The organism is Sphingomonas phyllosphaerae FA2 (genome assembly GCF_000427645.1).
Lineage (GTDB): Bacteria > Pseudomonadota > Alphaproteobacteria > Sphingomonadales > Sphingomonadaceae > Sphingomonas > Sphingomonas phyllosphaerae.
Genome location: NZ_KE386571.1, coordinates 2796315 through 2808808 on the forward strand (window position 1 = coordinate 2796315; position 12494 = coordinate 2808808).

Here is a 12494-nt window from a genome sequence, read left to right on the forward strand (position 1 = left end):
CCTACCCCCTTGTTCGTACGTGCAATGCCTAGGCGGTCGCCGGTGTCCCAGCAACGCTTTCCGCCGACCGGCCGCGATACGCCTGCACGTCGAGCGCGGCGCCGAGCAGGAAGGCGTAGACGCTGAGCCACAGCCACGTCAGCGCGACGATGATCGCCCCGAGCGACCCATAGGTCGCGCCGTAATTGCCGAAGTTCGCGACGTAGAGGCTGAAACCGGTGGTCGCGAGCAGCCAGACGAGCGTCGCGGTCACCGTCCCCGGCGTCGCCCAGCGGAGTCGCGCGCCGTGGCGGTACGGGCCGAAGCGGAAGAGCAGCGACGCGCCGGTGATGACGATCGTCGCGAGCAGCGCATAGGTGGCAATGCGGATCAGCGCGAGGACGATGCCCGGGAACCACGGGATCAGCGTACCGATTAACGCCACCACCGCGCTGGCGGCGATGCCAAGAAAGATCAGCACGATCCCGCCGAGCACGATTGCGAACGAGGTCAGTGTCCAGACGATGAAGTTGCGCTTCTCCTTCACCTCATAGGCGACGTTGAGCGCGGTCATCATCGCGGTCGCCGCCTTGCTGCCGCCGTAGAGCGCGATCAGCAGCGCGACGATCAATCCCAGGCCCTTGCGTCCCTGCGACCCGGAGGTGACGATATCGAGCTGTTCCCCGATCAACGTCGCGACATCGCCGGGGAGCGAGACGAACAGCGCCCGAATGTCCTCCTGCACCGTCGAAGGATCGGCGAACAGGCCGTAGGTGAAGACCGTCACCGCCAGGATCGGGGCGATCGACGAGATGATGTAGAAGGCAGCACCGGCCGCGATCAGCCCGAGATTGTCGTCGTTCGACGCGGCGTAGGCGGCTTTCATCTGGCCCCACCAGTCACGCCGGAAGGATCGCCAGAGATCGGTCGAGGATAGATCGATGTTCATTACGGGGGCGAACGCAGCGGCGCGGCGTAGGCTCCCGGTGGACGGGTTGTTTTGGGTTAGTCTGTCCTTCGTCAGTCCCGCGCACGCGGGAATCCAGAACCTCTGGCGTTTCGCTTCTATCGACAGGCCTGCGCGTCTGGATTCCCGCCTTCGCGGGAATGACGGAGATGAGGGTCGTGATCGCCGCCCCAGCCTCCGTCGCCCCTGCGGAGGCAGGGGCCTATGGCCGTATCGTATGCCGGTCGGCCTGACACAGGATCGCCGTGCCATGTGTCAGATGTTATTCGACATTCCACAGACATGGGCCCCTGCCTACGCAGGGGCGACGGCTATACCGTGAAGCTCTCGCCGCAGCCGCAGGCGCCCTTGGCGTTGGGGTTGTTGAAGACGAAGCCGGCGGTGAAATCGTCCTCGACCCAGTTCATCGTCGAGCCGATCAGATACAGGATCGACCCGCCGTCGACGAACAGGGTGCCGCCCGGCGTCTCGATCCGTTCGTCCATCGGCGTGGCCTGGGTGACGTAATCGACCGAATAGGCGAGCCCCGAACAGCCGCGGCGCGGGGTCGACAGCTTGACGCCGATCGCCCCCTCGGGTGCCTTGGCCATCAGATCGGCGATGCGCGCCTCGGCGGTCGGCGTCAGCAGCAGCGGCGCGGGGCGCGCGCGGAGCGTGGTGGCCATCACAACATCCCCAGTTCGAGCCGCGCGTCGTCGGACATCTTCTGCGGGTCCCACGGCGGATCCCAGACGAGGTTGACGTCGGCAAACGCAATGCCCGGCACCGCGGCGACGCGCATCTCGACCTCGCCGGGCATCGACTCAGCAACCGGGCAGTGCGGCGTGGTTAGCGTCATCGTCACCGCGGCATGGCCGTCCTCGGTGACGTCGACGCCGTAGATCAGCCCGAGGTCGTAGATATTAACCGGGATTTCGGGGTCGAAAATGTCCTTGAGCGCATCGATCACCGCCTCGTACAGCGCGCCGCCGGGTTCGTGCGCGGCCTCCCCGCTCGGCTTCTGCGCAAGGAATCCCGACAGATAGTCGCGCTGCCGTTCCGCCCCCGTATCGACTGCGTCGGACACCTGCGCGCGCGGCGGCTTGTCGACCGCCTCGACCGTTTCGCTCCTCACCGAGTCGCTCATCCGAAAATCCTCTTCACTCGCTCGATTCCGGCCGCCAGCGCCGCCACGTCCTCGGGGCCGTTGTAGACCGCGAAGCTGGCGCGCGCGGTCGCCTCGACGCCCAGCGCCGCCATCAGCGGCTGGGCGCAATGATGCCCGGCGCGGATCGCGACCCGGCTCTCGTCCAAGATGGTGCCGATGTCGTGCGGATGCACCCCCTCCATCACGAAGGAGACGATCCCGGCGCTGTCGTCCGGCCCGAGCACGCGGATCGAGTTGACGTGCGACAGCGCCGCACGCGCTTCGCGCACCAGCGCGGTTTCGTGCGCGTGGATGCGGTCGAGTCCGATCGCGCGGACGTAATCGACCGCCGCCGACAGACCGAGCGCGCCGACGATATGCGGCGTCCCCGCCTCGAAGCGCGTCGGCGCGGGAGCGTAGGTGGTGCGCTCGAACGAGACGCGGTCGATCATCGACCCGCCGCCCTGATAGGGTGGCATCGCGTCGAGCAGCTCGGCGCGCGCCCACAGCACGCCGATGCCAGTCGGGCCGTAGAGCTTGTGCCCGGAGAAGACGTAGAAATCGCAGCCGAGCGCGGCGACGTCTACGCGCACGCGCGGCACCGCCTGACAGCCGTCGATCAGGATCTTCGCACCGACCGCATGCGCGATCGCGCTGGCCTTCGCCACGTCGAGAATCGAGCCGAGCACGTTCGAGACATGCGCCAGCGCGACGAGCTTGTGTTCGGGGCGGATCATCGCCGCCATCGCGTCGAGGTCGATGCGATGATCGTGCGTGAGCGGGATCACGTCGATCGCGGCGCCGACGCGCTCGGCGACCATCTGCCACGGCACGATGTTACTGTGATGCTCGAGCATCGACAGCAGGATGCGGTCGCCGGCCTTGAGATTCTGTGCCGCCCATGACTGCGCGACGAGGTTGATCGCCTCGGTCGCGCCGCGCACGAACACGATCTCGTTCGCGGGCGCGCCGATCAGGTCGGCGATGTTGGCGCGCGCGGCCTCATAGGCCAGCGTCATGTCCGCCGAACGCTGGTACACGCCGCGGTGGACGGTGGCGTAGGTGGTGTCGTAGCCGCGGGTGATCGCGTCGATCACGGGCTTCGGCTTCTGCGCGGTCGCGGCGGTGTCGAGATACGCCCAACCCTCCGGGATCGCGGGAAAATCTGTGACCAGATCGAGCGGGGCGTCGAGCGTGGTCATACTCCCCTCCCTGCAAGGGAGGGGCTGGGGGTGGGTTGCGTGCTCATGCTACGGCTCCGACGGGGTGAGGCGACCGTATCTCCCGGACGCCACCCACCCCCGGCCCCTCCCTTGCAGGGAGGGGAGATCACAACGCGCTCTCCAGCCATGCATCAGCATCGGCGGCGAAGGCGTCGCGGACCGTCTCGTCGCCGATCCGGTCGAGCGCATCGGCGACGAAGGCGCGGGTCAGCAGCGCCTTGGCGCGCGGTGCGGGGATGCCGCGGCTTTCCATGTAGAACAGCGCGCGCGCGTCGAGTTCACCGACCGTCGCGCCGTGCGCGCACTTCACGTCGTCGGCGAAGATCTCCAGCTCGGGCTTGAGGTTGACGGTCGCGGTGCGGTGCAGGAGCAGCCCGCGCAACGATTGCTCGCCGTCGGTCTTCTGCGCGTGACGCGCGACCTCGACCGCGGCGGCGAGGCTCGCCTGCGACTGGTCGGCGGCGACCGCGCGCCACAATTGATGCGACTGGCCGTTGGGCTCGGCGTGGCGGACCCGCACCGCGCATTCCTGCTTGAGCCGGTCGCGGGTCAGCAGCGCGCCGCCGTACTCGGCATAGCCGCCCTCGCCCGCCAGCGTGATCGCGGCGTCGATGCGGACGCCCTGATCGCCCGCCGCGAGCATCGTGCCGATCAGGCTTGCGCCCTCGCCCAGCTCCGCCTCGTCGCGGAGCGTGACGAAGCCCGCACCCTGCGTCATGCGGACCGCGCGCATCAGCCGCGCCGCCTTGCCGAGCCGGATGCGGGTGTTGCGGTTCGACCAGCCCGCGCCGACGAACGTCTCGACGACCTGCGCCGAGGTGTCGGTGTCGAGCACGATCTCGGCGGCGACGTGGTTGTCGCCGCCGGTCGCGACATGCACGACCTGCACCGGGTGCGCGACCGCCTGCGCATCGAGGTGGAGCGACCAGCCGCGCGTGGCGCGCTTGCCGAGCGCGTGCGCGCCGGGGGCGAGGTCGCCGACGCGGACGCGGTGGAGGTCGCTGGCGGCGTCATCGAGGACGCCGTCGACGAACAGCAATTTCGCGCCGGGCAGGTCGAGGAACTGCGCTTGCGGACGCGTGATCGGCGTGAGCGCGGCGGCGGCGGCGATCCCGCCGAGATCCGCCCAGCGCCACGCTTCCTCACGGTTGGAGGGGAGATCGAGGGTCATGCGATGGGGCCTTGGATGTCGTGCGACGCAGTGAGGGCGCGGATCGGGGTGGTTCGCGCAGAGCACGCAGAGGGCGCAGAGTGGTGCCGCGCTGCCGCGTCAGCGGCTCTCATCACTACCAGCCGCGACGATGCAAGCGCGCCGCCGCGCGCGGAACCGCTCTGCGCCCTTGGCGTGCTCTGCGCGAACCACTTCACGCCGCCACCTCGGCATAACCCTGCCGCTCTAGCTCGTGCGCCAGCTCCGGGCCACCCGAGCGCGTGATGCGGCCGTCGGCGAGGACGTGGACGCGGTCGGGCTGCACGTAATCGAGCAGGCGCTGATAGTGGGTGATGAGCAGCACCGCCTTGGTCGGCTGGCGCATGATGCGGTTGATGCCGTCGCCGACGATCCGCAGCGCGTCGATGTCGAGCCCCGAGTCGGTCTCGTCGAGGATGGCGAAGGCGGGGTCGATGATGCCCATCTGCACCATCTCGTTGCGCTTCTTCTCGCCGCCCGAGAAGCCGACGTTGACCGGGCGCTTGAGCATGTCCTGCTGGAGCCCGAGCGCGTCGGCCTGTGCGCGCGCGAGCTTGAGGAATTCGGCGCCCGACAGCGGCTTCTCGCCGCGGCTGGTGCGCTGCGCGTTGAGCGATTCGCGCAGGAACTGGACGTTCGAGACGCCGGGGATCTCGACCGGATACTGGAAGCCTAGGAACACGCCGGCGGCGGCGCGCTCGTGGGGTTCCTTCTCCAGCAGGTCTTCGCCGTTGAAGGTGATCGAGCCTTCGGTCACCTCGTAGCCGGGGCGGCCGCCGAGGACATAGCCGAGCGTCGACTTGCCCGCGCCGTTCGGCCCCATGATCGCGTGGATCTCGCCCGCGTTCACCTCGAGCGACAGGCCCTTGAGGATTTCCTTGCCGTCGATTTCGGCGTGGAGGTTTTCAATCTTTAACATCGTCATCCCGGCGTAGGCCGGGATCCAGTCCCGACCGGTGTAACTGGACCCCGGCCTTCGCCGGGGTGACGGAAGGGATTAGCCTACCGAACCCTCAAGGCTGATCCCGAGCAGCTTCTGCGCCTCGACCGCGAACTCCATCGGGAGTTGTTGCAGCACCTCGCGCGCGAAGCCGTTGACGATCAGCGCGACCGCCGCCTCGGCATCCAGCCCGCGCGACATCGCGTAGAACAATTGGTCCTCGCTGATCTTGCTGGTCGTCGCCTCATGCTCGATCTGCGCGCTGGGGTTCTTCACCTCGATATACGGCACGGTGTGTGCGCCGCACTGGTCGCTGAGCAGCAGCGAGTCGCATTGCGTGAAGTTGCGGACGTTCTCCGCGCTCGCCGCCACGCGCACCAGCCCGCGATAGGTGTTGTCCGAACGCCCGGCGCTGATCCCCTTCGACACGATCGTCGACTTGGTGTTCTTGCCGAGGTGGATCATCTTGGTGCCGGTGTCGGCCTGCTGGCGGTTGTTCGTGACCGCCACCGAATAGAATTCGCCGACCGAGCCGTCGCCGGCCAGCACGCACGACGGATACTTCCAGGTGATCGCGCTGCCGGTTTCGACCTGCGTCCAGCTGACCTTGCTATTGCGGCCCTGACACAGCGCGCGCTTGGTGACGAAATTGTAGATGCCGCCGACGCCGTTCTCGTCGCCGGGGTACCAGTTCTGGACGGTCGAATATTTGATCTCGGCATCGTCCATCGCGACCAGCTCGACCACCGCGGCGTGGAGCTGGTTCTCGTCGCGCATCGGCGCGGTGCAGCCTTCGAGATAGGAGACATACGCGCCCTCGTCGGCGACGATCAGCGTGCGTTCGAATTGGCCGGTGTTCTCGGCGTTGATGCGGAAATAGGTGCTCAGCTCCATCGGGCAGCGCACGCCCTTCGGCACATAGACGAACGTTCCGTCGGAGAAGACCGCCGAGTTGAGCGTCGCGAAATAATTGTCGCGCTGCGGGACGACCTTGCCGAGCCACTTCTTCACCAGCTCGGGATATTCGCGGATCGCCTCGCTGATCGACAGAAAAATCACCCCCGCCGCCTTCAGCTCGGCGCGGAAGGTGGTGGCGACCGAGACGCTGTCGAACACCGCGTCGACCGCGACCTTGCGCGCGCCCTCGACGCCCGCCAGCACTTCCTGCTCGGCGATCGGGATGCCGAGCTTCTCATAGGTGCGGCGGATTTCGGGATCGAGCTCGTCGAGCGAGGCGATCGTCTTCTTCACCTTCGGCTCGGCGTAATAATACGCATCCTGATAGTCGATCGGCGGCACGTTGAGCTTCGCCCAGTCGGGCGCCTCAAGCGTCTGCCAGACGCGAAACGCCTTCAGTCGCCAGTCGAGCATCCATTCGGGCTCGTTCTTCTTCGCCGAGATGTAGCGGACGGTGTCTTCGTTCAGCCCCTTGGGCGCGAAGTCCTGCTCGATATCGGTCGCGAAGCCCCATTCGTACTTCTTGGCGACGGCGGCGTGTGCCTCGGCGTTCTTGGTGGCCATGATTATGCCTCAACCTTCATCTGCTGCTGCGCCGTCGCCGGCGCGTCTGCGGCGAGTTGCGCCAGCGTGATCCCCGCCAGCGCCCCGCGCACCGCCCGGTTGACCGCACCCCAGTGCGGCTTCACCCGGCAATTTCCCTCGATCGCGCAATCGTGATTCTCGGCGTCGACGCACGAGGTCATCGCGATCGGCCCCTCGACCGCCTCGACGATGTCGGCGAGCGTGATCGACGCCGGCGGGCGCGACAGACGGAAACCGCCGCCCTGCCCGCGCGCGCTGTCGATCAGCCCCGCCGCCGCCAGCTTGCTGACCAGCTTCTGCGCGGTCGGCAGCGGCACGCCCGTCTCCTCGGCGAGCGAGGTCGCATTCTGCCGCGCCATCCCGCCGCAATGCCGCGCGGCGGCGCCGAGCAGCACCACGGCATAGTCGGTCAGGCTGGAAAGACGCATCAGTTGCGAACCACTCTCAAATCGGATCGAATTGTTCCGATTGGCAGATGGTCGTTTGCGCGCGCGAAATCAACCGTTGCGTGCGGATCAAAAAAAGGGCCCGGCATCGCTGCCGGGCCCTCCAGGAAAGAGACTTCCCTGAGGAAGCCCTTCGGGTCGCAGGGATCTTATGCCGCTGATTCGGCCGCAAAGATTGGATGGATGCGACGCCGCGTCCGGCAAAACTTACAATTGCTGCGCGCTTGATCTCCCCGCGCGGGAAGGCGAAACGACGCTTTATGGCCGATCTGCTCTCCCGCCTCGCGCATGCGCTCGACCCCGAAACCGCGCATGTCTGGGCGATTCGCGCGCTCGGCGGCTGGGGGCGGAGCGGCGCGCCGCTGGCGGGCGCGATGCCGCGGCTGGAGACGACGGTCGCGGGCGTCCGCTTTCCCAACCCGGTCGGGCTGGCGGCGGGGCTCGACAAGGATGCGCGCGCGATCACCGGGCTGATGGCGCTGGGGTTCGGGTCGATCGAGGTCGGGACGCTGACGCCGCGCGCGCAGGCGGGCAATCCGAAGCCGCGGCTGTTCCGGCTGGTCGAGGATCGCGCGGTCATCAACCGGATGGGGTTCAACAACGGCGGACTAACGGACGGCGTCGCGCGCGCCAAGGCGGCGAACCGGCGCGGCGGGGTGCTGGGGATCAACGTCGGCGCGAACAAGGACGCGACCGATCGCGTCGCCGATTATGTCGCGGGCGTGCGCGCGGCGGCACCGGTCGCCGATTATGTGACGATCAACATCAGCTCGCCCAACACGCCGGGGCTGCGCGACCTTCAGGAAGGCACGGCGCTCGACGAATTGCTCGCGGCGTGCGTCGCGGAGCGCGGGGCGACGCCGCTGTTCCTGAAGATCGCGCCCGATCTCGACGCAGGCGGGATCGACGGCGTCGCAAAGGCAGCGATCGCGCGCGGGGTCGATGCTTTGGTGATCGGCAACACGACGATCTCGCGGCCGCCGCTGCGCAGTGTTCATGGCGGAGAGACGGGTGGGCTGTCGGGCGCGCCGCTGCGCACGCTGGCGGCGGCGAAGCTGGCTGAGGTGCGCGCGGCGACCGGCGGACAGATCGCGCTGGTCGCGGCCGGCGGAATCGACAGCGGCGCGGAGGCTTATGCGCGGATCAGAGCGGGGGCGAGCCTGGTGCAGCTATATTCGGCGCTGGTGTATGAAGGTGCCGGGTTGCCGCGGCGGGTGGTGAGCGAGCTGGCGACGTGCCTGGCGCGCGACGGGTTCAAGAGCGTGGCGGAGGCGGTAGGGGCCTAGCAGACCCGTCATCCCGGACTTGATCCGGGATCCCGCTCTCTGCCCGGTCGACAGGAAGAAGCGGGGCCCCGGATCAAGTCCGGGGCGACGAAGTAGTGGGGGTGTCGCCTCTTACGGTCGCCCCGGCGCCGGCTCGATCGCGACCTTGCCCTCGCGGCGCGGGTCGTAGCCGCCGTCGAGGCGACCGTCGCGCAGGATGATGCCGTGGAGGCCCGAATCCTCGCCCTGCCCGGGCCGCACGACGATGCCGCGCGCCGCCAGTCCATCGCGTACCGCCGGGGGAAAGCGCGACGCCTCGCCCTGATAGGCGTCGCCCTTCGCGATCAGGTTCGGCAGCGCCAATGCGTCCTGCATCGGCAGTTTCCAGTCGATCGCCGCCACCGCCGCCTTGCCGACATAGGCGAGGATCGCATTGCCCCCCGCCGAGCCGAGCGCGCCGACGAAGCCGCGCGCGCCGTCGAGCAGCACCAGCGGCGTCATCGACGAGCGCGGGCGCTTGCCCGCCGCGACCGCATTGGCGGCGGGGCGGCCAGCGGCGTCGCGCGGGCTGAACGAGAAATCGGTCATCTGGTTGTTGAGGAAGAAGCCGTCGACCATCCGGCCCGAGCCGAAGATCGATTCGACCGTGGTGGTGATCGACACGACATTGCCGCCCGCATCGCCGATGACGAAATGCGAGGTGCCGGTCGGCTCGAGCGTGCGGTCGGCGGCGGCGGCCGGCGCGCCGGCGGGTGTGCCGGGCGCGGGCGCCGGGCCGGCGCGGGTGCCGATCAGTTGCGCGCGCTTCGCGAGATAGTCGGGGGCGAGCAGCCCGGCGACCGGCACGTCGACGAACGCGGGATCGCCGACGTAGCGGTCACGGTCGGCGTACATCAACCGGCTCGCCTCGGCGAACAGGAACCATGCCTGCGGGTCGTTCGGCCCGCGCGTCGCGATGTCGGTGCGCTCGAGCAGCCCGAGCAATTCGAGCAGCCCGACCCCGCTGGCGGGCGGCGGCGGCGCGCAGACCAGCAGCACCCGGTACGGCGCGCAGACCGGCTCGCGCACCACCGGGCGATAGGCGGCGAGATCGGCGAGCGTCATCGTGCCGGCGAGCGGCCCCTGCATGGTGCGCGCGACGATCCGCCGCGCGGTTTCGCCGGTGTAGAGCGCGTCGGGGCCTTGCTGGGCCAGCCGCGTCAGGAAGGCGGCATAAGCGGGGTTGCGGAGCCGGTCGCCCGCGTGCAGCAGCCCGCCGCCGGGCCGCGCGAAATAGGCGCGCACGTCGGGCGCGCCCAGTTCGGCGTAATTACCCCCGAGAAAGCGCGCGAGCCGCGGCGAGACGGTGAACCCGTCCTTCGCGGTACGGCGGGCATCGCCGAACAACTCGTTCCACTGCAGCCGGCCATGTTCGGCCTGCACCATCGCCAGCATCTTCACCGCGCCGGGCACGCCGGTCGCGCGGCCGCTGAGCACCGCCTGCGCAAAGGGCAGCGGCTGGCCGTTATCGTCGAGGAACATGTCGGGTGTCGCACCCGCCGGGGCGGTTTCGCGCCCGTCGTAGATGCGGACCTGCCGTGCGGCGGCGTCGTAATACGTCAGGAACGCCCCGCCCCCGACGCCGGAGCTTTGCGGCTCGACCAGCGACAGCATCGCCTGCACCGCCACCGCCGCATCCGCCGCCGAGCCGCCGCGGCGCAGCACCGCCATGCCAGCGTCGGTGGCGAGCGGGTTGGCCGAGACGACGAACATCTGCGCGGCGTGCGGCGCGGCCGTCGATGCCGAAGGCGCGACCGCGCGCTGCGGCGTGGCGCACGCACCGAGCAACAAGGTCGCCCCGAACAGGATCAGGCGGCGGCACAGGGGAGCGGTTCTCGGATCGATCATCGGCCCGGCGATAGCCCCGCGCCGGGACAGCGTCCATGCTGGCGCGGCGTGGAAATCCTTGGCATGACGCAAGGGAAAGGGCGACACGCCCGCAAGGAGAGGAGCGGCATCATTATCCGTCGGCTGGAACCATTCCCCAATCTGGTGACGATGTTCTTCACCCGCGCCGCGGAGAAGGGCGACGCGCCGTTCCTGTGGCAGAAGCGCGACGGCAAATGGGTGTCGACGAGCTGGCGACAGGCCGCCGAGACGGTCGCTCGGCTGGCGACCGGGCTTCGCGCGGTCGGGCTGGAGCGCGGCGACCGCGTGATGCTGGTCAGCGAGAACCGCCCGGAATGGTGCCTGTCCGATCTGGCGATCATGGCCGCGGGCTGCGTGACCGTGCCGACCTATACCACCAATACGGAGCGCGACCACGCGCATATCATCGAGAATTCGGGCGCAAAGGCGGTGATCGTCTCGACCGCGAAGCTCGCCAAGGCGTTGATGCCCGCGATCCTGCGCTCGATCCGGCCGCAGATGCTGATCGGGATCGACGCGATGCGGCTGGGGCAGACCGCGATCGACGTCCACGACTGGCGGACGCTGATCGACCGGCATCCCGCGGACGTGGCGACCGTCGCGGCGCAGGCCGATTTCGCGCGCGGCGATCTGGCGTGCATCATCTACACCAGCGGCACCGGCGGCGCGCCGCGCGGGGTGATGCAGCATCACGGCGCGATCCTGCACAATGTCGCGGGCTGCTCGGCGGTGGTCGCGGAGGATTTCGGCTGGGGCGACGAGGTGTTCCTGTCGTTCCTGCCGCTCAGCCACGCTTATGAACATACCGGCGGACAGTTCTTCCCGATCGGGATGGGCGGGCAGATCTATTACGCCGAGGGGATCGACAAGCTCGCCGCCAATATCGAGGAGGTGCGGCCGACGATCATGTTCGTCGTGCCGCGGCTGTTCGAGGTGCTGCGCACGCGGATCAGCAAGGCGATCGAGCGGCAGGGCGGCGTGCCCGCCAAATTGCTCGCCGCCGCGCTGGATATCGGAGCGAAGCGCGATGCCGGGCGGCTGCGGCTTACCGACCGGCCCAAGGCGTTGTTGGTCGACACGCTGTTCAAGCCCAAGATCGCGCGCAAGTTCGGCGGGCGGATGAAGGCGATGATCTCGGGCGGCGCGCCGCTGACCCCGGAGGTGGGGGTGTTCTTCCAGTCGCTGGGGGTCACCTTCCTGCAGGGCTATGGCCAGACCGAGGCGGCGCCGGTGATCTCGTGCAACCGCCCCAGCGCCGGGGTGACGATGGACTCGGTCGGACCGCCGCTGGATGCGACCGAAGTGAGGATCGCCGAGGATGGCGAGATTCTCGTCAAGGGCGAGCTGGTGATGCACGGCTATTGGCGCAACGAGGCTGAGACCGCGCGGGTGCTGAAGGACGGGTGGCTGCACACCGGCGATATCGGCGAGATCGATCCTGCCGGGCGCATCCGCATCACCGATCGCAAGAAAGACCTGATCATCAACGACAAGGGCGAGAATGTCGCGCCGCAGAAGGTCGAGGGGCTGCTGACGCTCCAGCCCGAGATCGGGCAGGCGATGATCGCGGGCGACCGCAAGCCGCATATGGTGGCGGTGCTGGTGCCGGATGCCGAGTGGAGCGCGGAATGGGCGGCGGCGCACGGCAAGCGCGACGCGGTGCTGGCGGAGGATTCGGCGTATCGGTCTGCGGTGCAGGCGGCGGTGGATCGGACGAACGCGATGCTGTCGGTGACCGAGCGGGTGCGTCGGTGGATTTTGGCGGACGCACCGTTCTCGATCGAGAACGAGCAGCTGACGCCGAGTTTGAAGATCCGCCGGCATGTGTTGCGGCAGGTGTATGGGAAACGGCTGGATGCGCTTTATGGGGCGGGGTGAGGGTTTAGCCTAGCGCCGTCGCCCCTGCGGA

General features: G+C 68.6%; 11 protein-coding genes. 2 read left to right on the forward strand and 9 right to left on the reverse strand.

Going from position 1 to position 12494, the window contains the following annotated elements; all coding sequences use genetic code 11:
- Window positions 1-28 precede the first annotated feature (28 nt).
- From SPHPH_RS0113560 to SPHPH_RS0113595, 8 genes are all read right to left on the reverse strand, one after another.
- Entirely contained in the window at window positions 29-865 is an 837-nt protein-coding gene (locus SPHPH_RS0113560; RefSeq protein ID WP_238303099.1) for a YihY/virulence factor BrkB family protein, read from the reverse strand.
- Between the two features lie 392 nt (window positions 866-1257).
- Window positions 1258-1611 (reverse strand): HesB/IscA family protein, encoded by a 354-nt coding sequence (locus tag SPHPH_RS0113565; protein ID WP_028967173.1) that lies wholly within the window; start codon window positions 1609-1611, stop codon window positions 1258-1260.
- Window positions 1611-2072, reverse strand: a complete 462-nt coding sequence (locus tag SPHPH_RS0113570; RefSeq protein WP_028967174.1) for an SUF system Fe-S cluster assembly protein — start codon at window positions 2070-2072, stop codon at window positions 1611-1613. The genes SPHPH_RS0113565 and SPHPH_RS0113570 overlap by 1 nt, the downstream gene beginning before the upstream one ends.
- Window positions 2069-3274 (reverse strand): aminotransferase class V-fold PLP-dependent enzyme, encoded by a 1206-nt coding sequence (locus SPHPH_RS0113575; protein WP_028967175.1) that lies wholly within the window; start codon window positions 3272-3274, stop codon window positions 2069-2071. Before SPHPH_RS0113575 ends, SPHPH_RS0113570 begins: the two co-directional genes overlap by 4 nt.
- Before the next feature lie 127 nt (window positions 3275-3401).
- Window positions 3402-4466, reverse strand: coding sequence for a SufD family Fe-S cluster assembly protein (locus tag SPHPH_RS0113580; protein ID WP_028967176.1), 1065 nt, complete (start codon window positions 4464-4466; stop codon window positions 3402-3404).
- A 193-nt stretch (window positions 4467-4659) separates the two neighbouring features.
- The gene (gene sufC, locus SPHPH_RS0113585; protein ID WP_028967177.1) at window positions 4660-5403 is read right to left on the reverse strand and encodes a Fe-S cluster assembly ATPase SufC; all 744 of its coding nucleotides are present in this window, start codon (window positions 5401-5403) and stop codon (window positions 4660-4662) included.
- A 78-nt stretch (window positions 5404-5481) separates the two neighbouring features.
- On the reverse strand, window positions 5482-6945 hold the full coding sequence (gene sufB / locus SPHPH_RS0113590) for a Fe-S cluster assembly protein SufB (protein ID WP_028967178.1): 1464 nt from the start codon (window positions 6943-6945) through the stop codon (window positions 5482-5484).
- 2 nt (window positions 6946-6947) lie between these two features.
- On the reverse strand, window positions 6948-7394 hold the full coding sequence (locus tag SPHPH_RS0113595; RefSeq protein WP_028967179.1) for an SUF system Fe-S cluster assembly regulator: 447 nt from the start codon (window positions 7392-7394) through the stop codon (window positions 6948-6950).
- Window positions 7395-7672: 278 nt separating this feature from the next.
- On the opposite strand from SPHPH_RS0113595, the gene SPHPH_RS0113600 reads away from it, so the two are divergent.
- Window positions 7673-8698: a quinone-dependent dihydroorotate dehydrogenase gene (locus SPHPH_RS0113600; RefSeq protein WP_028967180.1), complete on the forward strand. Its 1026-nt coding sequence runs from the start codon at window positions 7673-7675 to the stop codon at window positions 8696-8698.
- Window positions 8699-8809: 111 nt separating this feature from the next.
- Here SPHPH_RS0113600 and ggt read toward each other — a convergent pair whose 3' ends face one another.
- Window positions 8810-10564, reverse strand: a complete 1755-nt coding sequence (gene ggt / locus SPHPH_RS0113605) for a gamma-glutamyltransferase (RefSeq protein ID WP_051273018.1) — start codon at window positions 10562-10564, stop codon at window positions 8810-8812.
- A gap of 114 nt (window positions 10565-10678) precedes the next feature.
- On the opposite strand from ggt, the gene SPHPH_RS0113610 reads away from it, so the two are divergent.
- Window positions 10679-12463: an AMP-dependent synthetase/ligase gene (locus tag SPHPH_RS0113610; RefSeq protein ID WP_028967182.1), complete on the forward strand. Its 1785-nt coding sequence runs from the start codon at window positions 10679-10681 to the stop codon at window positions 12461-12463.
- Window positions 12464-12494 lie beyond the last annotated feature (31 nt).